Consider the following 22,765-nt stretch of genomic DNA (forward strand, 5'->3'; position numbering starts at 1 on the left):
AATTCCTACAGGCCCGCGCGGTCGGCGAGCAGCGCGCGGTGGCGGGCGCTGCTGCCGAAGAGCGCCTCGCAGCTCTTTGCCCGGCGGAAGTACAGGTGCAGATCGTGTTCCCAGGTGAAGGCGATGCCGCCGTGCACTTGGATCGCGTTGCCGGCGCACAACGCGTAGGTTTCCGCGGCCTGCGCCTTGACCAACGGAGCCGCGATCTGCAGCTCTTTGCCGGTGGCAGCGCTCATCGCGGCGAACATCACCGCCGCGCGAGTCGCATCGATCTCGATCAGCATCTCGGCGCAGGCGTGCTTGATCGCCTGAAACGAACCGATTGGACGGTCGAATTGCTCTCGGCTGCAAGCATATTCGACCGAAAGATCCAGACAGGCCTGCGCGCCACCGAGCATCTCGGCAGCCAGCAGTACCCGCGCCACGTCGAGCACCCGATGGACATCGTCCGGCGTGCCCGCCGACAAGGCATCGGCGGGGGCCTGCGCCAGCTGTAGCTTCGCGACGGGGCGGGTGATGTCGAACGAGGGCAGCGGCACAACCGTGACGCCAGGAGAGTCGGCGGCCACCACGTGCAGGCTGACCGCGCTGTCGTCGATCACGGCCGGGACGACGAAAAGATCGGCGATGCGGCCGTGTAATACGGCGGTGCACTCGCCGGTGAGCACCGGGCCGTCGCCGTGCCGCTGCGCCCGAACGGTAGCCGCGGACGCGTCCGTCGCCTGGTAACCGGTGGCGGCGAACGCGCCGATCTGCTCGCCGGAAAGCAACCGCGGCAGCAGGCTCTTGCGCTGCTCGTCATCGCCCAGCCGCAGAATCGCTTCGATGGCGAACGTCGTCGCGGCGAACGGAACAGGGGCCAGTGTTCGGCCCAGTTCGCCGAACGCGATCGCGGTCTCGACGAGCGTGGCGCCTACTCCGCCATACTCCGGTGGCGTGTGTAGCCCCGGTAGCTCCATCTCGCCGCACAGCCGTTGCCAGAGCCGGCCGTCGTAGCCGTCGGCTTCTCTGATGCGCGCGCCACCGGCATGGTCGCGCAGGAAGCCCCGCAACGATGCGCAGAAGTCGTCTTGTTCGGTGCTGTAACGGAAGTCCATTGAGTGTTTCAGCCCTGCCTGGCTTCCCGACGTGGTTCCTTGGGGAGCCCGAGTAGTTGCTCGCCGATCAGATTGCGTTGGATTTGCGAACTGCCGGCGTAGATCGTGGCTGCCCGGGAGTAGAGCAGCTCGTCCATCCAGCAAGCGGGGGAGTTAGGCGTACCCGCTTCCGGGACCAGACGCGCCCCGCCGTTCCCGGGCCCCAGCGGGCCAAGCGCATCCAGCTCCAAGATTTCGGCCGCCAGATCGGTGTAACGGCGGAAGTATTCGCTCCAAATGACTTTGGTGATCGCGGCCTCGGCACCTGGCAGTCGCCCGTTCAGCGACAAGGTGAGGCCACGGTAGCCCCGGTACCGCATGATCTGTATCCGGGAAACGCACCACGCCAACCCATCTCGGATATGCGGGTCGGTGTTCATGCCGCGTTCGCGCGCGAGTTCGCACAGCCGGTCGAAGTCGCGACCGAAATCGATGGCCGCGGTGGTGAGTTGCGAACTGCGTTCGAAACCGAGCGCAGTCATCGCGGTGGGCCATCCGTTTCCCACCCCGCCCACGACGTTGGCAGATCCGGTGCGGGCATCGGTGAAGAACACCTCGCTGAATGACGAGTGCCCGGCCGCGTTGACGATCGGGCGCACCGCGACGCCGGGTTGCTCCAGCGGCACCAGCAAGAAGGACAGCCCCTTGTGCTTGGGCACATCGGGATTCGTGCGCACCAGAACGAAGATCCAGTTGGCGGTGAGACCGGCCGACGTCCAGATCTTCTGCCCGTTGATCACCCACTCATCGCCGTCGAGCACCGCCCGGGTTCGCACCGACGCCAGATCCGAACCGGCCTCGGGCTCCGAGAACCCCTGGCACCAACGATCTTCACCGCCCAGGATGCGTGGCAGAAAATGCTTCTTCTGCGCCTCGGATCCCAACGCGATCAGCGTATTGCCCAATAAATCGATCCCCAGCAGGTCGTTTTCCGCCCGCTCGGGCGCGCCGGCCCGGGCGAATTCCTCGGCCAGCACCACCTGTTCGATAGGTGACAGACCGCCCCCGCCGTATTCCGTCGGCCAGGACACGGCAACCAGGCCGCTGGCCGAAAGCGCACGCCGCCAACGCAACTCGAACGCTTCCCGCTCGGCCGGCGCCAATGCTCCGGGTCCCGACCAGCCGGCCGGCAGGTGTTGCGCCAGAAATGCGCGAATCCGGTACCGGAACGCTTCCGCCTCGGGCGGGTAGGTGATGTCCATTGATGGCGTCCGGCCTCACGGGCGCTGTTTGTGCGCGGGCAGGATCTCCGGCGCGGCACGCCAGTCGTCGAGTCCGTACTCGACCGTTCCGTACGAGAGCTTCCCGCCGGTGACCTCACCCCAGTGCGCGTGATTGAGCTGGTGGATCTTGAAGCAGCCGTCGAGTGCTGTGGTGAACCCCATGGCATCGACGGTCTGATTCACCGATTCCTTGATGAGCAGCGCAGCCACGGTGGGCAACTTGGCGATTCGACGGGCGAATTCGATGGTGCTGGCACCTAATTCGCTTGTCGCGAACACCTTGCTGACCATCCCCAGCGAGTGGGCTTCGTCGGCACCGATGCAGTCCCCGGTGAGCAGCAGCTCCTTTGCTTTGCGGGGGCCGAACTCCCACGGATGCCCGAAATACTCGACCCCACACATGCCCAGGCGGGTACCAACGACATCGGCGAACACGGCGTCCTCGCTTGCGACAATCAGGTCGCAGCACCAGGCCAGCATCAGGCCCGCTGACAGCACAGTGCCGTGTACCTGCGCGATGGTGATCTTGCGGAGATTGCGCCACCGCTTCGTATTTTCGAAGTAGTAATGCCACTCCTGACGATTGCGCGACTCCACCCCACCGAACGTGCCTCCGTTGCACTGATAGGTGGGGTGTTGGTCCGGCCCGGGTGAGCGTTCCCGGACATCGTCCGCCGATCCCAGGTCGTGGCCCGCGGAGAAGGCGGCTCCCGCTCCCCGCAGGATCACCACCCTGACCGTGTCGTCGGCTTCGGCAAGCTCGAAGGCGGCACCCAACTCGACCAGCATTCCGCGGGTCTGCGCGTTGCGCTGTTTGGGGCGATCCAGGGTGATCGCCGCGATACGACCGTCGTCGAATGTCTCGTATCCGATGAAGTCGAATTGCGGCGCGGAACTCTCCCGGCGATCGACCGGATGGAGTCCGGTGACATTCATGGCGGCTCCTTTTACTGCTTACTTCCCCCTGAACGGGTGACCTGTGCGAGGTTACGCGGCATTCCGTCAAGATGTCCATAGCCAATACGCGCGTATTTGGAGATTGCTCCGGTAAAACCCAAGCAAATTGGCTCTTGTGTGTAGCGAAGTATCTTGCTAGTACTGTGGTATACCTAGAGCAGCAGCCTCGAGGACGACGAGAAATTCAGAAGGGTTGACCCATGGAGATCGGAATGTTCCTGATGCCGGCCCATCCACCGGAGCGCTCGCTCTACGACGCCACCCAATGGGACCTGGACATGATCGAGCTGGCCGATCAGCTCGGGTACGTCGAAGCGTGGGTCGGCGAACATTTCACTGTGCCCTGGGAGCCGATCTGCGCGCCCGATCTTCTGTTGGCGCAGGCACTGCTGCGGACGAAGAACATCAAGCTCGCGCCCGGCGCGCATCTGCTGCCGTACCACCACCCGGTCGAATTAGCCCATCGGGTGGCCTATTTCGACCACCTCGCGCAGGGCCGATTCATGTTGGGTGTTGGGGCCAGTGGAATTCCGGGCGACTGGGCACTGTACGACGTCGACGGAAAGAACGGCGAGCATCGCGAGATGACTCGTGAAGCGCTCGAGATCATGTTGCGCATCTGGACCGAAGACGAGCCCTGGGAGCATCGCGGAAAGTACTGGAACGCCAACGGCATCGCGCCGATGTTCGAGGGCCTGATGAAGCGTCATATCAAGCCCTTCCAGAAGCCGCATCCGCCTATCGGGGTTACCGGGTTCAGTGCGGGCTCCGAGACTCTCAAACTTGCCGGCGAGCGCGGCTACCTGCCGATGAGTCTTGACCTCAACGCCGAATACGTCGCGACGCACTGGGACGCGGTGCTGGAAGGTGCGGCGCGCAGCGGTCGGACTCCGGATCGGCGTGATTGGCGACTAGTCCGTGAGGTTTTCGTCGCGGAGACCGATGAGCAGGCCTTCCGCTATGCCGTGGACGGCACGATGGGGCGCAACATGCGCGAATATGTACTGCCGACGTTCCGCATGTTCGGCATGACCAAGTTCTATAAGCACAATCCGTCGGTGCCCGATGAGTACGTGACGCCGGAATACCTCGCCGAGAACACCTTCGTGGTCGGCTCGGTCGAGACGGTGGTCGACAAACTCGAGGCCACCTATGACCAGGTGGGCGGATTCGGCCACCTCCTGGTGCTGGGATTCGACTACGTCGAAAACCCGGGGCCCTGGAAGGAGTCGCTACGGCTGCTGGCGGAAGAAGTCATGCCCAGACTCAACGCCCGCATCGCCAAGAAACCCCTCGCCGCGATCGTCTAGCGGTTTACCGGCCGGGAAGGGACACGCAATGGCGGATTGTCAGGTAACCGTTGACTATTCGGACGGAACGCACAAGACGATGCCGGTGCGAGGCGACCAGACCGTGCTGGATGCCGCCGAAGAACACGGCGTTGCCATCGTCAGCGAATGCCAAAGCGGGATTTGTGGTACCTGTGTCGCCAGCTGCACCGCCGGCCAGTACGAGATGGGTCGCACCGAGGGCCTGTCCGACGTAGAGCGGGCAGCGCGCAAGATCCTCACTTGCCAGACGTTCACCACCTCAGATTGCCGGATCGAACTGCAGTATCCGGCCGACGACAACGCGGCGCGCCTCGTTGCTTGTGACGGCGTGGTGACCGGCATCGACTTGTTGTCGCCCAGCACCGCAGTGCTGCGGGTGGATGTCTCATCGAAGATCGGGGCACTGAACTACCAGGCCGGGCAGTTCGCCCAGCTGCAGGTACCCGGCACCAACACGTGGCGCAACTACTCCTACGCGCATCCCGCTGACGGCAGCAGCCAACTGGAATTCATCATCCGGTTGCTGCCGGACGGGATGATGTCGAACTACCTGCGCGAGCGCGCCAGGCCGGGGGACCATATCGCGTTGCGGTGCAGCAAGGGCGCCTTCGTTCTGCGCCCCCTCGTTCGGCCGGTGATCCTGGTCGCCGGCGGCACAGGCTTGTCGGCGATCCTGGCGATGGCCCAGAGCCTGAGCTCGGATACCGCTCACCCCGTCTACCTGCTGTACGGAGTGACCTGCAATGAAGACCTGTGCAAGGTCGACGAGCTCAAGGCGTTGCGAGATCGCGTGACGGCCGTGCAGGTGCACATCATCGTCGCGCATCCGAACGCGCAATGGCATGGACCGACCGGGCTGGTCACGGATCTGCTGGACGAGCGAATGCTGTCCGGCGGCGACGCCGACGTCTATCTGTGCGGTCCGGCCCCGATGGTCGAAGCGACCCGAACCTGGTTGGACAACAACAGCTTTCACCGTGTTGGCCTCTATTACGAGAAATTCGTTCCCAGCGGGGTAGCGCGGCGCCGCGATCCGGCTCGACTCGACCACGCAAGTATCGACCTCGCCGAGGTACGCAGGCGCGGTCGCGGGACCGCGGTGGTCATCGGCGGCAGCATTGCCGGTATTGCCGCGGCGAAGGTGCTCACCGAGACCTTCGATCGGGTCATCGTTCTGGAAAAGGACGATCCACACCGCCGGCGCGAGGGCAGGCCGGGCGCGGCACAGGGCTGGCACCTGCACCACCTGCTGACCGCGGGGCAGATCGAGTTGGAGCGATTCTTTCCCGGCATCGTCGACGACATGGTGCGCGAGGGCGCATTCAAGGTCGACATGGCAGCGCAATACCGAATCCGGCTGGGAGGAAGCTGGAAGAAGCCTGGCACCAGCGACATTGAGATCATCTGTGCCGGCAGGCCGTTGCTCGAGTGGTGCGTGCGGCGCCGCCTCGACGGCGAGCCGCGGATCGACTTCCGGTACGAGTCGGAAGTGGACGACCTCGTGTTCGACCGGGCGAACAATGCCATCATCGGGGTTGCTGTCAGCAAGGACGGCGAATTCGAAGTGGTGCCGGCCGAATTCGTCGTCGACGCATCGGGCAAGAACACCCGCGTGCCGGAGTTCCTGGACCGCATCGGCGTCGGAGCCCCCGAGGTCGAGCAGGACATCATCAACTGCTTCTACTCGACGATGCAGCACCGGGTTCCGCCGGAACGACAGTGGCAGGACAAGGTCATGGTGATCTGCTACGCGTATCGCCCCTTCGAGGACACCTACGCGGCGCAGTACTACACGGACAGCTCGCGCACTATTCTTTCGACATCGCTGGTGGCATACAACTGTTACTCGCCGCCGCGTACCGCTCGGGAGTTCCGCGAGTTCGCCGAACTGATGCCCTCGCCGGTGGTGGGCGAGAACATCGACGGATTGGAGCCGGCGTCGGCGATCTACAACTTCCGCTATCTGAACATGCTCCGGCTGCACTACGAGAAGAAGCGCCAGCTGCCGCGCGCGCTGTTGGCCGTCGGCGACGCGTTCACCAGCGCCGACCCGGTGTCGGGCTTGGGTATGAGCCTGGCGCTCAAGGAAGTTCGAGAGATGCAGGTGTTGCTGGCCAAATACGGCCCGGGGCACCGAGATCTGCCACGCCGCTACTACAAGTCGATCTCCAAGCTGGCTGACACGGCGTGGTTCGTGATCCGCGAACAAAACCTGCGCTTCGACTGGATGAAGGATGTGGACAAGAAGCGCCCGTTCTATTTCCGGGTGCTCACCTGGTATATGGATCGTCTGACGGAACTGGTGCACGACGATCTCGACGCCTATCGCGAATTCTTGGCCGTCCTGCACCTCGTCAAGCCACCAATGGCACTGATGACGCCACGGATCGCGAGCCGCGTCATCGGTAAGTGGGCGCGCACCCGCTTGTCGGGACAGAAGACGCTTATCGCCCGCAACTACGAAAACCGCACGGTGCCGGCCGCCGATGCCACAGACTCACTTGTGGCCGTTAGTAGTTCGGCACCCAGCTCAATCCAATAGATCCTCGACGAGAAAGGCAAAGATGTCGCAGGTTCACCGCTTCTTGGACTGCCGGGGCACCCGGATTCATGCCGTCGAAGACGGTGAGGGACCACTGGTTGTGCTGCTGCACGGGTTTCCAGAGTCCTGGTACTCGTGGCGTCATCAGATTCCCGCCCTGGCCGCCGCGGGCTACCGCGTGGTGGCGATCGACCAGCGCGGCTACGGGAGTTCGTCCAAGTACCGTGTGCAATCGGCTTACCGCATCAAGGAATTGGTCGGCGACGTCGTCGGCGTCATCGACGCTTATGGTGCCGACAGGGCCATCGTGATAGGTCATGACTGGGGTGCGCCCGTCGCGTGGACCTTCGCGTGGCTGCATCCGGACAGGTGTGCCGGCGTGGTCGGGATCAGTGTTCCGTTCGCGGGTCGCGGCGTTATCGGATTACCGGGCAGTCCCTTCGGCGAGCATCGTCCCAACGACTACCACGTGGAGCTCGCGGGCGATGGCCGTGTTTGGTACCAGGACTACTTCTCCGCACAGGACGGGATCATCGCCGAAATCGAGGAGGACGTGCGCGGGTGGCTGCTCGGGCTGACCTACACGGTCTCCGGCGAGGGGATGATCGCGGCCACCAAGGCAGCGGTCGACGCGGGCGTCGACCTCGCATCCATGGATCCCATCGACGTGATCCGCGCCGGCCCGCTCTGTATGGCGCAAGGTGCAAAGCTGAAGGACGCCTTCGTCTATCCGGAGACGATGCCGGCGTGGCTCACCGATGTCGATGTCGATTTCTACGCCGGCGAGTTCGAACGTTCGGGCTTTGGCGGGCCGTTGAGCTTCTATCACAACATCGACAACGACTGGCACGACCTGGCCAATCACGAAGGTAAACCACTCACGCCACCCGCATTGTTCATCGGTGGCCAGTACGACGTCGGCACCACCTGGGGCGCCGAGGCCGTCGAGCGCGCACACGAGGTGATGCCGAATTACCGCGGCACCCACATGATTGCCGATGTCGGGCACTGGATTCAGCAGGAAGCTCCCGAGGAAACCAACCGGCTGTTGCTCGATTTCCTTGGCGGACTGAGTTAGTAGGTTAGGTGGACTGTCGATGAAAACCACCGATGTGCGGGTGCTACGGGCGATCACCGCGACTGCGGCGGGCCAACCCGTTGTCGTCAACGATGATTCGGGCGGCGACGGGTATCTCGTCTGCGCGGGCGACGCCGCGACCCCTGCGCTGCTGGCCTTCATGATTCGCCATACCTCCGGCTATGTGCGGGCCGCGCTGCCGGGTTCGGAATGCGAGCGGCTGAACCTCCCGCCGATGTGCCACCGGAACCCACAGCTCTGCGTATCGGTCGACGTTCGCGGTACGGGCACGGGAATCTCGGCAAGCGATCGCGCCCGCACCATCGCCGCATTGGCGTCCGGCGCATCGCAGGCTTCGGATTTCCTACGCCCGGGACACGTGGTCCCAGTGCAGGCCAGCAGGGATGGGGTGCTTGACCGGCCCGGCGCTGCCGAGGCGGCTGTCGACCTCGCAAGCCTTGCAGGACGGCGGCGTGCTGCCGCGCTGTGCGAGATCGTCTCGCGGCGCAATCCCGCGCAGCTGGCCCATGGTGTTGAGCTGACCGAATTCGCCGTCGAACACGGGCTGGCCGTCGTCTCGATCGCCGAGCTGGTGGCGTATCGGCGCCGGACCGAGCCGCAAGTGGTGCGGCTGACCGAGACCGTCCTGCCGACCTGGGCCGGCGCCTCGTGCGTCATCGGTTTTCGGGACGTCCACAATGGTGGCGAGCATCTGGCGATGATCATCGGCTCGGCAGACGCCGGAGTGCCTGTGCCGCTTCATGTTCACGTCGAGTGCCTGACCGGGGATGTGTTCGGCTCGAAGGCGTGCGCGTGCGGCGGCGAACTCAACAGCGCGCTGACGCGGATGTCGGCCCAGGGCAGCGGCGTGGTTGTCTACCTACGTCCATCCGGACGGCCGCGGGCCTGTGGCTTGTTCGCCCGGCGCGATGCGGCCGGCGACCCGATGCCGGAGACCGTGGCATGGATCCTGCGCGATCTCGGCTTGTACGCCCTCAAACTCTCCGATGACATGCCAGGATTTGGCCTGGTGATGTTTGGGGCCATTCGCGAGCACGGCATAGGAACTGAAACGTTGGCGGTCGCGGGGTGAGCCATCCAGACCTGGCCGGTAAAGCGGCGATCGTCACCGGGGCAGGGGCCGGGATCGGCCTCGCGGTGGCGCAGCGGCTTGCCACCGAGGGTTGCAGCGTACTGTGCGCGGACATCGACGGCGCTGCCGCCGAAACCGCCGCAACCAAGATCGGTTCTGGTGCAATCGGTTATCAGGTCGATGTCAGCACCGAAGAGCAGGTCATCGGTATGGTCGACGCCTGCGTCGAGTCGTTCGGCGGTGTGGACAAATTGGTCGCCAATGCCGGCGTCGTTCATTTCGCTTCCCTGATCGAGACGCGGGTCGAAGACTTCGACCGGGTCATCGCGGTCAACTTGCGCGGCGCATGGCTGTGCACCAAACATGCCGCGCCAAAGATGGTCGAGCGGGGCGGGGGAGCCATCGTCAACATGTCATCGTTGGCCGGCCATATCGGGGTGGGCGGCAGTGCGGCCTACGGCGTGTCCAAGGCCGCGATCAGCCACCTCAGCCGCGTCACCGCCGCCGAGCTGCGCTCGTCCAACATCCGGTCGAACGCGCTATTGCCCGCATTCGTCGACACCCCGATGCAGCAGACCGCGATGACGATGTTCGACGAAGCGCTCGGAGAAGGCGGCGCGCGCGAGCTCATTGCCCGCCTGCAGGGCCGCATGGCCGCACCCGAGGAGATGGCCAGTATCGTGGCCTTCCTGTTGTCCGACGATGCGTCGATGATCACCGGAACCACGCAGATCGCCGACGGCGGAACCATCGCCGCACTGTGGTGAGCGGCCGCGGTGTTTCGCCGTAGGTTGGTGATCGTGACTGGTTGGAAAGAGTTCACCGAAGCCGCCCCGCACATCGCCGCCATCTTCGCGCGCCGCCACGCTGATGCGGGCAACCTGTGCATGCTCGGCACCCTGCGCTCCGACGGATTCCCGCGGATAAGCCCAATCGAGCCGCGGTTCTTCGAAGATCAGCTGTGGATTTCTGGCATGCCGGGCACCACGAAGTTCAGGGACCTCGCGCGCGATCCGCGCTTCTGCCTCCACACCGCGACCGTCGACACCGAGGTCAAAGACGGCGATGCGAAATTGTGGGGCATCGTCGACGATGTCCAAGACAAGGCCATGCATCAACGGTTCGCCGAGGACCTGTTCCGCCAAAGCGGCTTTGACATCAGGGGTCAACACTTCGATCACTGTTATCGTGCCGATTTGATTGGCGGCTCTGCGGTGCAGGTCGCTGATGGCCACCTGGACATCACAATCTGGAAGCCCGGCGAGTCGGAGCGCGTCGTACGGAAGCACTAGGGGACCGACACCAAACTCTGTAATCGCTTGTGTCACTTTGATTTCAGTGGTCACATCGGGCGGATTCTTGTCGGTGGCCCTTTCTACGATTTGAGGTATGGGTTCGAGCAGTCGTGAGGAGATCGTCGAGGTTTTCGACGCGCTCGACGCGGACCTGAAACGCTTGCGCGATTTGTCCTTTGACGTGTTGACCACCCCGGAACGGTTGCGGGCCCTCGAGCACCTGGAATCCGCGGCGCGACGGCTGCGCGCCCCGCAGCACGAGCTGATCAATCAGGTTGGCGCGCAGGCCAGCCCAGCAGAACTCGGCGGCACGCTGCGCGGCGCGCTGGCCGACCGGTTGCGCATCACCAAAGCCGAAGCCAGTCGGCGCATCGATAAAGCCGAGGATCTCGGGGAACGCCGGGCACTCACGGGTGAGTCGCTGGCGCCGCAGTTGGCCGCGACTGCCGCCGCGCAGCGCGAGGGGTTGATCGGTGATGCGCACATCCGGGTGATCCGCAACTTCTTCGCCCACCTGCCAACCGACGTGGACGGGTGCACCCGAGAGGCCGCCGAGGCCGACCTGGCCCGCACGGCCAGCCACTACCGCCCCGACGAGTTGGCCAAATACGCCCGGCGGATCATGGACTGGCTCAACCCGGACGGCGAGTTCAGCGACCAACAACGGGCGCGCAAGCGCGGTCTGATCCTCGGGGAGCAGGAATTCGACGGCATGTCGAAAATCAGCGGGCTGGTGACCCCGGAGTTGCGGGCCGCGATCGAGGCGATGCTGGCCAAGCTTGCCGTTCCCGGCGCGTGCAACCCCGACGACGAGATCCCCGTGGTGGATGCGATACCGGAGGAGGAGACGGTGCGCCGCGACAGCCGCTCTCCAGCGCAGCGCAATCATGACGGACTGCTGGCCGGGTTGCGCGCCCTGTTCGTCTCCGGAAAGCTGGGCAGCCACAACGGCTTACCCGTGTCAATCGTCGTCACCACGACCCTGCGGGATTTGGAGGCGGCCACCGGCAAGGCCCTGACCGGCGGCAGAAGTTTGGTGCCGATGTCCGACGTGATCCACTGGGCCGGCCACGCCCACCACTACCTCGCGATTTTCGACCAGGCCAAGCCGCTGGCACTGCACCACACCAAACGGCTGGCCTCACCCGCACAACGAATCATGCTTCCCGGAGCTGCGGGCCACACAGCCATCGCTGTTGGGCAAGCCCGTCCACGAACTGTCCAACATGGATGGGGTGATCAACGCGGGGCAGGCCAACGCAATCGGCCTGTATGGCGATTTCAGCAATTTCGTGATCAGCCAGCGGATCGGCAGCGCGGTGGAGTTGATTCCCCACCTGTTCTCACCGGCCAATTTGCGGCCCACAGGCCAGCGCGGCCTGTACCAATATGGCCGCTGGGGCAGCGATTCCGACAACGACGCCGCGTTCCGGATGCTGGTGGCCTAAGGTCGCAGGACGGTGGCCGTAGCGGAATCCTTCAAGTAGGTGCAGTGAGTCTCGACATCACTCGTAGAGCCGACACCGCTCGATGAGGATTTCGGCTAGCCGTTGAGGTTCGCTGACCATCAGCATGTGGCAGGTGTCGATCTCGATGAGCGTCTGCACTCCGCCAAGCGCGGCGATGCACTCACGTTGAATCTGCATCGAGACGGAGCGATCGCGCCGGGTGAGTATCCACGTTCGTGGCACCTCGTCGGGCATGCCACTGCGGTCAACGTTTTCTATCATCATGGAGGGTGATTCCTGACAAGACCGAGCCAGCGTGAACTTGCGCTGTTCGGGAGTCATTCCGTTGCAGAATACAAACCCCGCCAACGCAGTAGGCAAACCTCCCGCCCGAACCGAACGGCCTTTCTGCACATAACGTTTCGCGGTGCGACGTGCGTACCAGCTCTGCGCCCCGGGAAGCGTGTCCACCAGGGCGCTGCCGTTGGCTGGTACCTGCGCGGTGGCCAAGATCATCTCCCGCACCCGCGCCGGGCCGAGCTTGGTGACAACACCGGGGACGATCACGCCCGCCAGCGAATGGCCGACGATCACGAAGTCGTCGAGCGCAGCATTCTCGATGTCCGACAGCACCGAATCGACCCACCCATCGACACAAGCGGTGATCAGGTCACCGGGCTTCCCTCGCCGCCCCGGCAGATCAACAGCGAGCACCTTTAGTCGCGGCTCCAGGATGCGGATCACGTCGATGGTGGGCTCCCAACAATCAGCGGCGAACCCGCCACCATGCACGAGAACCAATGCAGGCATTGCCATGGCGGCCTCCTCTAGCTCGGTGCAAGAGGCGTCACGAAACCCACCTGACAACCGCTCGCACTACGGCTATTGATCAGCTGAGACACAGCAAACTCTACGTATTGATCTCGGGCATTTTCACGGTTTGCGGTTAAGCAAGCGCCCCCGCGACCCAAGTGTCCGATTCAAACCCGAGCGCGTAGGGGGGTGGGGTGGCCGCGCGAACCGGGTCCCCGAGGCCACTCCCCACCAGCTGGCGATGTACCCCCCGAACGAAAACCGAAAATTTCTCGGGTTGGAAGTTGTGGTGCAGCCGCAAGTTTCCCGAGGCCAAGGGGTGTTTCCGGATGTTGGGGCAGCCGACCGGGTCGGCTAAAACCGAACGCGGAAGGAGCGTGGTGTAACCGTCTCAAGCAGCTCACTACACGCCAAGAAAATTGAGTTTGCGTACGTACGCCCTGACCTTCAATTATGTTTCCGGCATGACGTGTGACGCATCAACTCGCGCGGAGGTGGATCGTCGGAATGCCTGTTGTTCCTGACGGACGTACCGATTACGACAAGCTGATCGAGCTACTCGGCGAGACCGAGGGAAACCATCTCGACTTCAAAGCCAGCGTCGATCTCGATGACAAACTTGACAAGCTGAAGCTGGTTAAGGACATGGTCGCAATGTCGAACCGCCCACCGCGCCACGGGCGGTGATCCGGCAGCCATCCGTCAAATCCTCTGTGATTTAGATTTCAGCCTGCTTGATCAGTAGTAAGGCCGGACCAGGCATCTGAAGAGTATTTGCCAGTTTCGCGGCCAACCCCGAACCAACCCCTTCCACCACCCCGAACGATTCCTCCGCGACACCGACGACGACGAACCCGTTTGACGTCAAGACGGCAGCGGCGACCGGCTGGTCAGAATGGACAGCGCGATCGCGGTGAGTTCGTCCGCGACACCGACGTATCGCGTGAGATGCCATGTGCGAGCGACGTCTTCGATGAAACTGATCGCCGCCGCAACCAGCAGGCGACCCTCGACGACGGTGGTCTCCGGGACCAGCTCTGCGATCAGCTCGATCCACACGGTTTCGCGATCGGCCTGATTTCTCAGATACCCGTCGCGCACCTCGCTTGAGGCATGGGAGAGCTCGGTGATCGAAACGGCAACGAGGTCGGGCGCATCCAAGCTGATCCGGACGTGGCCTCGCACCAATCCCTGAAGACGTTGTGCCGCTTCGGAATCCGCATGGATCGCGCGGATGCATTCGAGGCTCCACCACTCATCGAGGCGGCGGATGAGCGCGTCCAGGATGGCCTGCTTGGAGGAGAAGGACCGATACAAGCCGGGGCCCGCGATCCCCGCTCCCTTGCCGATTTCGCTGGTGCTGACGGCCGGATAGCCCTGCGCACGGAACAATCGCGCACCCGCGGCCAGCAAGGTCTCGTAGCGGGAGAACAGCACGGCGTCCTCGTCGCGCGCGGCATCCAGCGGAGCCAGCCCCGCGACGGGAGGCGTCCGCGCCGCGGCCATACACGCTTGGTACAGACGCTCTTTGAGTTCGTCGGCCGGAAGGGTCAGGTTATGCCTGCCCAGACCCGTCAGCGTGCTGGCCACCGCCCACGCGCGCAGCTCCGCGTGCGGCGGGCTCAGACCGGGCACCTCCAGCACGACGTTGTCGCGCATCCCGGCCACGATCGTATTGATGCGGCGCCGGACCTCGGCGCGGTCGGCTTCGTTGAGGTAACGAGCCTCGCGCTGCCACAACACGGCCAGGGATCGCGATGCGACGGCCGCGGCGATGTGGTCCGGTAGATCCTCACTCAGCGGCCGGTGGGCCGGCTCGGCCTCGCCTTCGCTGAGGCGTCGCGCGATTTGATACTGATCCTGGCCGGTTCGGATCGCTTCGGCGAGCAGCGCCTGCTTGCTGTCGTAGTGGCGATACAACGCGCGCGCGGTGACTCCTGCCGCCTCGGCGATGTCCTCCAACTTGACCGAATGGAAGCCGCGGTCGATAAACAGCCCGACGGCCTGCTCCAGGATCTGCTGCTTTCGGTCCTTCGGGCGCCGCCTAACGGGTTGAGCCGGGACCTTCGTGGTCTCCATGGACTCGAACCCCCTTCGTGCGCGCGCGAATTACCAATCCTGCCAGAAGCATCGGCTACAGCTTCATCCCGCTCTGGCTCTCGAAGTCCGCGAGATCAAAGTAGTCGCTGAAGCGGGCGATCTTGCCGTTCTTGACCTCGAACACGCCGGTCACCGGGAGGACGATCTTCCGGCCGTCGTTCATCGTGAAGTAGTCGATGCGTTCGGCGAGCACCAGGCCCGGTTCAGCGGCCAGCGCGAGGATGTCGAGCTTGGCATCGGCGAACGCGTCCAGAAACGCCTGGAAAATTCCGCGAATGCCGACCATGCCCTCGATCGGCTCGACCGGCACGTTGTGGTAGACCGCGTCGTCGGCGAAATAACTGCAGACGCTTTCCAGATTGCGCGCCTGCCAAGACCCGAGAAAGTCCCGGACGAGCTTCTCGCTGGCTTCCTTGGTATCAGTCATCCGACTGCCCCTCCTCGGGACACGAGCGCGCTGGTGTGTTATGGATCGGATTATCAAGATACATCATTTGGCATACATGCGCGATAACGCCGATATTCGTCACTCCTTGCGGCATCACAGGCCATACTGCTGATGGACATATCGCCGCATCGGCGCCCGCGGTTAAGTGTCGCGGGCGGCGCCGCTTCCCCCGTTCGGGGCACCAAGACTTCCCCTTTGGGGTCTGACCCTCGCATCGCCACGGTGATTGCATTGCCAATCATGAGTTTCTTCACGGATTCCAGCGAGATCGACAAATACATCGGGGGAGTCTTTCGCGACGCGGGAGACCACCCGCAATCCGGGCCCAAGTTCCGCGCCGCCAACATCGTGCTGCGGGTCATCTACACCGATCCCGCTTACGAGCTCACCGTCGCGCTGCGAGGCGACTTCCAAGTCATCTGCGGCCCAAGCGATCTGAAGCCCGATATCACGATGACGATGCCCGCCGATGTGGCGGACCGATTCTGGCGCGGTGATTACAACCTGACCGTCGGCCTCGCCAAGGGCCAGGTTAAGGCCAAGGGCCCGATCAGCAAGCTGCTGCGGCTCATCCCGCTGACCAAGCCGCTGTTCCCGATGTATCGGGCCAAGATCGCCGAAAAAGATCGCGGGGTGGCGTGAGGCCATGACCACTGTGACTGTCCCACACCACCCGATGCTGATCGGCGGCCAGCCGGTCGATTCCGACCGGCGCATGCACATCGTCGACCCCGGCGACGAGGGGCTGGTCGCGACCGTCGCGCAAGGCGATGCGTCGCACGTCGATGGGGCGGTCGCGACGGCCAAGGCCGCCTTCGAGGGCGGCACCTGGTCGCGCGCGACCCCGCAGGATCGGGCCGAGGTGATGCGCCGGATCGCGACCGCGGCCAACCAGGCCAGCGATGAACTGATCGAACTGGAGATGGCGTGCAACGGCGCCACCATCCGGTTGGCCACCGGATTCCACATCGGCTACGCGCTGAGTCACTTCAGCTATTTCGCCGACCTCGCCGAAAACTATGCCTGGCACCGGCCGGCCCCGATCGAGACATTTCCGGTGCTCAGCCAGAGCGTCGTGCACCGCGAGCCGATCGGCGTCGTGGGCGCGATCACGCCCTGGAATTTCCCTCTGCTGCTGACCATTTGGAAGATCGGCCCGGCACTGGCCGCCGGCAACAGCGTCGTCGTCAAGCCCGACGAACACACCCCGCTGTCGATACTCGAGTTCGCCCGCATCGCCGAACGCAACGGCCTGCCGCCGGGCGTACTCAACGTCGTACCGGGAGAAGGTCATGTTGCCGGGGCCCGACTCGCGTCGCATCCCGACGTCGGCAAGATCGCGTTCACCGGCTCCACGGCGGTCGGCCGCGAAATCATGCGCCTGGCGTCGGGCACGGTCAAACAGGTGACGCTCGAGCTGGGCGGCAAGGGTCCATCGATTGTCCTCGACGACGCCGACCTCGACCTGGCCGTCGACGGAGTGCTCTACGGCTGCTTCGCGTACTCGGGTCAGATCTGCGAATCCGGCACTCGCGCTCTGGTTCCCGCTGAACTGCACGATGAGTTCGTCGACCGGCTGGTCACGCGAGCGAAAACCATCGTGGTGGGACCGACCCGCGACTGGGACACCGATCTGGGTCCGGTGATCGACGCGGCGCAGCACACCCGGATCCTGAACTACATCGACGAGGCACGAGCGGCCGGTGCCGCCGTCGCACTCGGTGGCGAAGCGATCACGGGTGGATCATTCGACAAGGGGTTCTGGCTTGCGCCAACGATTCTCACCAGTGTTTCCAATGACATGACGATCGCGCGCGAGGAAGTCTTCGGCCCGGTGCTCGTGGTCATCCCGTATGACGACGACGAACAAGCGATCGACATCGCCAACGACAGCGACTACGGCCTGGCAGCCAGCATCTGGACCTCCGACAACGCCAGGGGATTGGCGATGGCCGAGCGGATTCGGGCCGGGAGCGTGTGGATCAACGACGCTCACCAGATCAATTGCCGGCTACCGTTCGGCGGCTACAAACAAAGCGGGGTCGGACGTGAACTGGGCCCCGATGCTCTCGATGCCTACACGGAGATCAAGACGGTGCACCTGGATCTGTCCGGCGGACGCGAGGCCAAGCCGTACGACGTCTTACTCGGAAACGTCTGAGCGTCAGCTCACTTCGGGCACGCTGGCAAGCCGCACATACGCCGACGCCGCCTCGGCACGGTTGGTCGCGTTCAGCTTGCGCAGCACTCTTTTGACGTGAGACTTGACTGTGCCCGCCGAGATCACCAGCTCATCGGCGATCTGCTGATTGGTGCGGCCGGCCGCCATCAGCCGAAGAACTTCCACCTCGCGGCGGGTCAGCATCGTCATCACCCGCGTCTGCACCTCGGCCAATGATCTTGCGGCGGGACTGCGCTCGACCGGCTCGATCTTGCGCAGATCCAGATCTGCGTCCTGCAGTGCGCGTGCCGCCTCGTCCGCGGACGCCAGCGCACGCTGGACCTCCGTATGCTGGCGGCGCATACGCTCCAACAAAACGGTGCGTTCGTAGGCGTATCCGAAACCCTCGGCGAACGCCCACACGGTGTCGCGGTCGATCTCGTCGACAATGCGCCCCGAGTACAGCCGGTCGGCGTGCAGGAACCCAATCACCTTGCCCGTCGGCATGATCGGTGCCGCACAGTAAGAGTGCGTCAACGAGAAATCGATGATCGGCCGGTTGACCCGCGGATCGTTGCGGGCATCACGCACGATCGCGGGCGCGTGGCGACGAATCATCTGCGTTTCGATCAGCATGTGATCCAGCAAGGGCGCCACGGATTGTGCGAAGGCGACCATCTTCTCCGCGCCGTCAGTGTCGTCACCGAAATACGCTGATTCCATCACCATTCGGCCCTCGTGCACGCGAAAGAGCACCGCGCGGTCGAATCCACACGACTCGACCATCTCGCGCGGCGCCCGGTCGACGATCGTCGCGACATCGTCGACCGCGCGCAGCTTGCTCAAACCTTCCTGTACGGCCAGCAACGCGAAGGTGCGCCGCTTGGCACCGTCCTCGATCAGCTCCCGTTCCAGCGAGCATAGGTCCAGCATTCCTTCCAGCGCATTCAGTGCGTGCTCATCCCCGCGGGCCTCCAACGCATTACGCACGATGGCCGCCTTGGTATCGATGGCCTCGGCCACGACCGCCAGCGGGTCGTCGGTGGGATCTACCTCGCACTCCTGAAATGCCTCGCGGTAGCGGCGTGCGGCGTCGGTTTCCCTGGCCGGACGTGACGCCCAACCAGGGTGGTTACCTTCGGCCAGCGTGCTGAGCGCGTCCGGATCGGGCATGCCGGGAACGACATCGTCAACGTTGACACCAATCACGATGCTCACTTTCCTCCGGGAAGCGCCGTGGCAGGACCGAAACCACAAATTCCCCTCGTACGGGGGCAGGAGTCCCCTCCAACGGGGGATCGATTTGCCGCCGCGAGTGACAGAGGCTGATCTCATGTCCTCAGCGCCCGTTTCGGAATCGGTTTCAGCCATCGAATTACTCCCCACACCAGTTGGCGTCGCCAGTCCGTATCCGCTGTATGAACAATTGAGAAAGCTCTCACCCGTTGCGGGGTATCGGGATTGGCCGCCCGGAACGATTCCCGGCGCCGACGAACCCGTCACCGCGTGGGCGTTGTTCCGTTATGGCCAGGTCTTCGAGGCCGCCAAGGACAGCACGACCTTCTCGTCGCGCGATCCCTTGCAAGAGGCCTCGTCGGCACCGAGCCTGATGCTGGTCAACACCGACCCGCCCAAGCACGAAGTGGAACGAAAGCTGGTCAGCCAGGCGTTTTCCCCCCGCCGCGTCAAGAAGCTGGAGGGGTGGCTGAGCGAGCTGATCCCGCAGCTACTCGAGTCGCTCGACGAGGACTGGGCCCGACCGTGGAGGTGATGGAATTCGCCGCCGAGGTTCCGACCCGGGCCATGGTCCGACTGCTCGGATTGCCCGACGGCGACCATGTGCGGTTTCGGCGGTGGGCCAACGCCTTCATGCTGTCGTCGTCGCTCACCCCCGAAGAGCGCATCGCCAGCAACGAGGAAATGGTGACGACGTTCGCCACTCGACTCGCCGAGCACACCGCCCGGCTGGCGGAGCGGGAGAACGGCGACGACATCGAAGGAGTGGAGGACGCCGAGGACCTGATTTCGGCGTTGTTGCGTGCCGAGGTGGACGGGCAGCGCCTCACCCCAGAGGAAATCGTGCGGTTCTGCGTCACGCTGGTAGTCGCCGGTAGCGAGACCACGACCTTTCTGATCGGTAACCTGCTACACGCGCTGGCTCGAGAGCCAGAGCTGCAAGCGCGACTTCGTGCCGACCGAACGCTGCTGAACCTCTTTGTCGAAGAGACGCTTCGGCTCGACGGGCCGCCACAACGCCTGTTTCGCATCGCGACCCGTGATGTCGAGATCGACGGCAAGCTGATCCGCCAAGGGGAGTGGGTCGCGTTGTTCTTCGGTTCGGCCAACCGCGATCCCGCGGTGTTTCCCAATCCCGATCGGCTCGACATCGATCGGCCGAACATTCGCCAGCAGCTCTCGCTGGGTCATGGTCTGCACTTCTGCCTCGGCGCTTCGCTGGCGCGATTGGAGGTGATGGCGGTGCTCAATGCCGTGCTCGATCGTTATCAGACGATCGCCCTGACCGACGACCCCGGCACCAAGCAGACGGCCAGCCTGCTGACGCACGCCTATGTCCGTCTACCCCTTCACCTTTCGTAGCCGAAGGCGCAGTCATGACCAACACGACCGAGACGCGCAATATCGCTGCCACCAAGACCATCTACGCCGCGGTTCCCGCCGGCGACCTGCACACCGCGCTGAGTTATCTCGATCCCGAGGTGCGAATTACCTACTACGGCACCGAGATGATCCCTTACGCAGGCGACTACCGAGGAATAGACGAAGCGACGATGTTCTTCACCAAGGTCGGGCAGAACATCGAGATCGTCGAGATGCAGGCGTGGAAGTTCATCGCTCAAGGCGACGACCTCGCCACCTGGGGCCGGCAACGCTTCCGGCGGCCCGCCACCGGACACGAGTGGGAATCCGAGTTCGCGCACATCATTACGCTTCGCGATGGCCGCTGGTTGCACTTCCGTGACTTCATGAATTCGGCCCTCACCCTGCAGGCCTTCTCATGAAAGTCGCGGTGGATCGCGAAATCTGCATGTCCGCCGGAATGTGCGTGATGACCGCCGATGAGTTCTTCGACCAGGACGATGACGGCATCGTGCGCCTTGCCTCCGATGAGGTACCGGACACTGCGGCGCGCAGGGTGCGTAACGCCGTCAAATTGTGCCCTTCGGGGGCACTGCAGTTGGTTCCGGAGTGAGCTGTCCGGCCACCGTGACACGGCCCGAAGCCGGGCCGCAAGACAGCCGCGGACGCGGCTGGCCGCTAAGCCTTATGGCAGTACTAGCAAGATACATCATCACACATAAGTGCCTATTTGCTTCGTTATTTACGAATCTGTCAGTGGTACACATGCGTATTGGCTATGGACATGAAGGTGGCGTGCCGCGTACCCTCGCGGATGTCGCTAGTCCACTTCGAACTGTCCGGGGGACACCGTGAGCAGCTCCACCCGACGACACGGCATCGAATCCAGGCGGTGCCCGGCGCGATGGTGATGGTGGTCGGTCAAGCCGCAAAGCCGGTCCGCGCGATGGGCGACTTTTTCGTGATGTCGGCGGAGACGTTCGTGTCGATCTTCAGGCCGCCGTTCGCGTGGCGTGAATACCTAATTCAGTGCTGGTTCGTGGCGCGGGTGTCGACACTGCCGGGGGTGTTGATGACGATCCCGTGGGCGGTGATTTCGGGATTCCTCTTCAATGTCCTGCTGACCGATATCGGTGCGGCCGACTTTTCCGGCACCGGCTGCGCGATCTTCACCGTCGACCAAAGCGCCCCGATCGTCACAGTGTTGGTGGTGGCGGGCGCGGGCTCTACCGCAATGTGCGCCGATCTTGGTGCCCGCACCATCCGTGAGGAGCTTGACGCCCTGAAGGTAATGGGTATCAATCCGATCCAAGCGCTGGCGGTTCCCCGGGTGCTGGCGGCGACGACGGTCTCGCTGGCGCTCAGCACGGTGGTCACCGCGACCGGTCTTCTCGGCGCGTTCTTCTGTTCGGTATTTCTCATGCACGTCTCGGCGGGCGCGTGGGTCGCGGGTCTGACCACCCTCACCCACACCATCGACGTCATCATTTCGATGATCAAGGCAACGCTGTTCGGGCTGATGGCCGGGCTGATCGCCTGCTACAAGGGCATGTCGGTCGGCGGGGGCCCAGCGGGCGTCGGCAGGGCGGTGAACGAGACGGTGGTGTTCGCCTTCATCGTCTTGTTCGTCATCAACATCATCGTCACGGCCGTCGGCATGCCGTTCATGGTGTCGTGAGGTGAACCGATGACGGTCAGCGTTCCGAGCCCCCCTACGCAGGTGCAGCGCCTCACGAAAAGCATTGTGGGCGAATGGACCCGGATGGGGTCGCAGGTACGGTTCTATGCCAGCGCCGTCGCGGGGATTCCCGACGCCGTGATGCACTACCGGGGCGAGCTGCTGCGGGTGATCGCGCAAATGGGTTTGGGTGTTGGAACTCTCGCGGTGATCGGTGGCACCGTAGTCATCGTCGGGTTCTTGGCGATGACTACGGGCGCGATCGTCGCGGTACAGGGCTACAACCAGTTCGCGTCCGTGGGTGTCGAAGCCTTGACCGGCTTCGCGTCTGCCTTCTTCAACACCCGGGAGATCCAGCCAGGAACGGTCATGGTCGCGCTGGCCGCCACCGTCGGCGCCGGCGCCACCGCACAACTGGGCGCGATGCGGATCAACGAGGAAATCGATGCGCTCGAAGTGATCGGTATCCGCAGCGTCAGTTACCTGGCCAGCACGAGAGTGCTGGCGGGAGTAGTCGTGGCGATCCCGCTGTTTTGCGTGGGGCTGATGACGGCATATCTGGCCGCTCGCATCGGCACCACGGCCGTCTACGGCCAGGGGTCCGGTGTCTACGACCACTACTTCAACACGTTCCTACGCCCGACCGATGTGCTCTGGTCGTCGTTCGAGGTCGTCGTGGTCTCTCTGATGATCATGCTGGTGTGTACCTACTACGGGTACACCGCGCACGGTGGCCCCGCCGGGGTCGGCGAAGCCGTCGGCAGGGCCGTGCGCGCCTCGATGGTCCTCGCCTCGATCGCGATCGTCATCATGACGCTCGCCATCTACGGCCAATCCCCGAACTTCCACCTGGCGAGCTAGCGG

General features: G+C 63.9%; 20 protein-coding genes and 2 pseudogenes. 15 read left to right on the top strand and 7 right to left on the bottom strand.

Annotation, left to right across the window (positions count from 1 at the left end; all coding sequences use genetic code 11):
• Nucleotides 1-5: 5 nt before the first annotated feature.
• The 3 genes from DB708_RS16940 to DB708_RS16950 are packed head-to-tail and all read right to left on the bottom strand — an operon-like array spanning nt 6 to nt 3,295.
• Nucleotides 6-1,097, bottom strand: coding sequence for an acyl-CoA dehydrogenase family protein (locus DB708_RS16940; protein ID WP_108923710.1), 1,092 nt, complete (start codon nt 1,095-1,097; stop codon nt 6-8).
• Between the two features lie 8 nt (nt 1,098-1,105).
• A complete protein-coding gene (locus DB708_RS16945; protein WP_108923713.1) occupies nt 1,106-2,338 on the bottom strand; it encodes an acyl-CoA dehydrogenase in 1,233 nt (410 codons plus the stop codon).
• A gap of 15 nt (nt 2,339-2,353) precedes the next feature.
• The gene (locus DB708_RS16950) at nt 2,354-3,295 is read right to left on the bottom strand and encodes an enoyl-CoA hydratase (protein WP_108923715.1); all 942 of its coding nucleotides are present in this window, start codon (nt 3,293-3,295) and stop codon (nt 2,354-2,356) included.
• Between the two features lie 221 nt (nt 3,296-3,516).
• Between DB708_RS16950 and DB708_RS16955 the strand changes: the two genes are divergently transcribed.
• From DB708_RS16955 to DB708_RS16985, 7 genes and pseudogenes are all read left to right on the top strand, one after another.
• Nucleotides 3,517-4,626, top strand: a complete 1,110-nt coding sequence (locus DB708_RS16955; RefSeq protein ID WP_108923717.1) for an LLM class flavin-dependent oxidoreductase — start codon at nt 3,517-3,519, stop codon at nt 4,624-4,626.
• 28 nt (nt 4,627-4,654) lie between these two features.
• Nucleotides 4,655-7,189 carry an FAD-binding oxidoreductase gene (locus DB708_RS16960; RefSeq protein ID WP_108923719.1) on the top strand — a complete coding sequence of 845 codons (2,535 nt, stop codon included), beginning with the start codon at nt 4,655-4,657 and terminating at the stop codon, nt 7,187-7,189.
• 22 nt (nt 7,190-7,211) lie between these two features.
• Nucleotides 7,212-8,267, top strand: coding sequence for an alpha/beta fold hydrolase (locus DB708_RS16965; protein ID WP_108923721.1), 1,056 nt, complete (start codon nt 7,212-7,214; stop codon nt 8,265-8,267).
• A 19-nt stretch (nt 8,268-8,286) separates the two neighbouring features.
• Entirely contained in the window at nt 8,287-9,360 is a 1,074-nt protein-coding gene (locus tag DB708_RS16970; protein ID WP_108923723.1) for a 3,4-dihydroxy-2-butanone-4-phosphate synthase, read from the top strand.
• Entirely contained in the window at nt 9,357-10,127 is a 771-nt protein-coding gene (locus DB708_RS16975; protein WP_108923725.1) for an SDR family oxidoreductase, read from the top strand. Before DB708_RS16970 ends, DB708_RS16975 begins: the two co-directional genes overlap by 4 nt.
• 33 nt (nt 10,128-10,160) lie before the next feature.
• Complete coding sequence (locus DB708_RS16980; protein WP_108924365.1) at nt 10,161-10,652, top strand: pyridoxamine 5'-phosphate oxidase family protein; 492 nt, start codon at nt 10,161-10,163, stop codon at nt 10,650-10,652.
• A gap of 97 nt (nt 10,653-10,749) precedes the next feature.
• Nucleotides 10,750-11,820: pseudogene (locus tag DB708_RS16985) on the top strand (13E12 repeat family protein); the annotation flags it as partial.
• A 340-nt stretch (nt 11,821-12,160) separates the two neighbouring features.
• Here DB708_RS16985 and DB708_RS16995 read toward each other — a convergent pair.
• The gene (locus tag DB708_RS16995; RefSeq protein ID WP_108923727.1) at nt 12,161-12,919 is read right to left on the bottom strand and encodes an alpha/beta fold hydrolase; all 759 of its coding nucleotides are present in this window, start codon (nt 12,917-12,919) and stop codon (nt 12,161-12,163) included.
• A 504-nt stretch (nt 12,920-13,423) separates the two neighbouring features.
• On the opposite strand from DB708_RS16995, the gene DB708_RS17000 reads away from it, so the two are divergent.
• Nucleotides 13,424-13,603 carry a hypothetical protein gene (locus DB708_RS17000; RefSeq protein WP_108923729.1) on the top strand — a complete coding sequence of 60 codons (180 nt, stop codon included), beginning with the start codon at nt 13,424-13,426 and terminating at the stop codon, nt 13,601-13,603.
• 177 nt (nt 13,604-13,780) lie between these two features.
• Here the strand turns inward: DB708_RS17000 and DB708_RS17005 are convergent, their stop codons facing one another.
• Nucleotides 13,781-14,995, bottom strand: coding sequence for a TetR/AcrR family transcriptional regulator (locus DB708_RS17005; protein WP_108923731.1), 1,215 nt, complete (start codon nt 14,993-14,995; stop codon nt 13,781-13,783).
• A 55-nt stretch (nt 14,996-15,050) separates the two neighbouring features.
• A complete protein-coding gene (locus DB708_RS17010) occupies nt 15,051-15,443 on the bottom strand; it encodes a limonene-1,2-epoxide hydrolase family protein (protein ID WP_108923733.1) in 393 nt (130 codons plus the stop codon).
• A 261-nt stretch (nt 15,444-15,704) separates the two neighbouring features.
• Here DB708_RS17010 and DB708_RS17015 point away from each other — a divergent pair, with 261 nt between their 5' ends.
• Complete coding sequence (locus tag DB708_RS17015; protein ID WP_108923735.1) at nt 15,705-16,106, top strand: SCP2 sterol-binding domain-containing protein; 402 nt, start codon at nt 15,705-15,707, stop codon at nt 16,104-16,106.
• 4 nt (nt 16,107-16,110) lie between these two features.
• The gene (locus DB708_RS17020; RefSeq protein WP_108923737.1) at nt 16,111-17,625 is read left to right on the top strand and encodes an aldehyde dehydrogenase family protein; all 1,515 of its coding nucleotides are present in this window, start codon (nt 16,111-16,113) and stop codon (nt 17,623-17,625) included.
• Between the two features lie 3 nt (nt 17,626-17,628).
• Here DB708_RS17020 and DB708_RS17025 read toward each other — a convergent pair whose 3' ends face one another.
• Nucleotides 17,629-18,798: a LuxR C-terminal-related transcriptional regulator gene (locus DB708_RS17025; RefSeq protein ID WP_108924367.1), complete on the bottom strand. Its 1,170-nt coding sequence runs from the start codon at nt 18,796-18,798 to the stop codon at nt 17,629-17,631.
• Between the two features lie 160 nt (nt 18,799-18,958).
• Here DB708_RS17025 and DB708_RS17030 point away from each other — a divergent pair.
• The 5 genes and pseudogenes from DB708_RS17030 (at nt 18,959) to DB708_RS17055 (ending at nt 22,762) form a co-directional block, all read left to right on the top strand.
• Nucleotides 18,959-20,223: pseudogene (locus DB708_RS17030) on the top strand (cytochrome P450).
• Between the two features lie 14 nt (nt 20,224-20,237).
• Nucleotides 20,238-20,645 carry a nuclear transport factor 2 family protein gene (locus tag DB708_RS17035; protein ID WP_108923739.1) on the top strand — a complete coding sequence of 136 codons (408 nt, stop codon included), beginning with the start codon at nt 20,238-20,240 and terminating at the stop codon, nt 20,643-20,645.
• Nucleotides 20,642-20,836: a ferredoxin gene (locus DB708_RS17040; RefSeq protein WP_108923741.1), complete on the top strand. Its 195-nt coding sequence runs from the start codon at nt 20,642-20,644 to the stop codon at nt 20,834-20,836. The genes DB708_RS17035 and DB708_RS17040 overlap by 4 nt, the downstream gene beginning before the upstream one ends.
• Before the next feature lie 291 nt (nt 20,837-21,127).
• Nucleotides 21,128-21,901, top strand: coding sequence for an MlaE family ABC transporter permease (locus tag DB708_RS17050; protein WP_108924368.1), 774 nt, complete (start codon nt 21,128-21,130; stop codon nt 21,899-21,901).
• A 9-nt stretch (nt 21,902-21,910) separates the two neighbouring features.
• Nucleotides 21,911-22,762 carry an ABC transporter permease gene (locus DB708_RS17055; protein ID WP_108923743.1) on the top strand — a complete coding sequence of 284 codons (852 nt, stop codon included), beginning with the start codon at nt 21,911-21,913 and terminating at the stop codon, nt 22,760-22,762.
• Nucleotides 22,763-22,765 lie beyond the last annotated feature (3 nt).

It is taken from the genome of Mycobacterium montefiorense (genome assembly GCF_003112775.1).
Lineage (GTDB): Bacteria > Actinomycetota > Actinomycetes > Mycobacteriales > Mycobacteriaceae > Mycobacterium > Mycobacterium montefiorense.

Excerpts from the sequence above, each read along its gene's own strand:
- DB708_RS16940 (WP_108923710.1), bottom strand. The coding sequence starts at position 1,097 with ATGGACTTCCGTTACAGCACCGAACAAGACGACTTCTGCGCATCGTTG.
- DB708_RS16945 (WP_108923713.1), bottom strand. The coding sequence starts at position 2,338 with ATGGACATCACCTACCCGCCCGAGGCGGAAGCGTTCCGGTACCGGATT.
- DB708_RS16950 (WP_108923715.1), bottom strand. The coding sequence starts at position 3,295 with ATGAATGTCACCGGACTCCATCCGGTCGATCGCCGGGAGAGTTCCGCG.
- DB708_RS16955 (WP_108923717.1), top strand. The coding sequence starts at position 3,517 with ATGGAGATCGGAATGTTCCTGATGCCGGCCCATCCACCGGAGCGCTCG.
- DB708_RS16960 (WP_108923719.1), top strand. The coding sequence starts at position 4,655 with ATGGCGGATTGTCAGGTAACCGTTGACTATTCGGACGGAACGCACAAG.
- DB708_RS16965 (WP_108923721.1), top strand. The coding sequence starts at position 7,212 with ATGTCGCAGGTTCACCGCTTCTTGGACTGCCGGGGCACCCGGATTCAT.
- DB708_RS16970 (WP_108923723.1), top strand. The coding sequence starts at position 8,287 with ATGAAAACCACCGATGTGCGGGTGCTACGGGCGATCACCGCGACTGCG.
- DB708_RS16995 (WP_108923727.1), bottom strand. The coding sequence starts at position 12,919 with ATGGCAATGCCTGCATTGGTTCTCGTGCATGGTGGCGGGTTCGCCGCT.
- DB708_RS17000 (WP_108923729.1), top strand. The coding sequence starts at position 13,424 with ATGCCTGTTGTTCCTGACGGACGTACCGATTACGACAAGCTGATCGAG.
- DB708_RS17005 (WP_108923731.1), bottom strand. The coding sequence starts at position 14,995 with ATGGAGACCACGAAGGTCCCGGCTCAACCCGTTAGGCGGCGCCCGAAG.
- DB708_RS17010 (WP_108923733.1), bottom strand. The coding sequence starts at position 15,443 with ATGACTGATACCAAGGAAGCCAGCGAGAAGCTCGTCCGGGACTTTCTC.
- DB708_RS17015 (WP_108923735.1), top strand. The coding sequence starts at position 15,705 with ATGAGTTTCTTCACGGATTCCAGCGAGATCGACAAATACATCGGGGGA.
- DB708_RS17020 (WP_108923737.1), top strand. The coding sequence starts at position 16,111 with ATGACCACTGTGACTGTCCCACACCACCCGATGCTGATCGGCGGCCAG.
- DB708_RS17025 (WP_108924367.1), bottom strand. The coding sequence starts at position 18,798 with ATGCCCGATCCGGACGCGCTCAGCACGCTGGCCGAAGGTAACCACCCT.
- DB708_RS17035 (WP_108923739.1), top strand. The coding sequence starts at position 20,238 with ATGACCAACACGACCGAGACGCGCAATATCGCTGCCACCAAGACCATC.
- DB708_RS17040 (WP_108923741.1), top strand. The coding sequence starts at position 20,642 with ATGAAAGTCGCGGTGGATCGCGAAATCTGCATGTCCGCCGGAATGTGC.
- DB708_RS17050 (WP_108924368.1), top strand. The coding sequence starts at position 21,128 with ATGGTGATGGTGGTCGGTCAAGCCGCAAAGCCGGTCCGCGCGATGGGC.
- DB708_RS17055 (WP_108923743.1), top strand. The coding sequence starts at position 21,911 with ATGACGGTCAGCGTTCCGAGCCCCCCTACGCAGGTGCAGCGCCTCACG.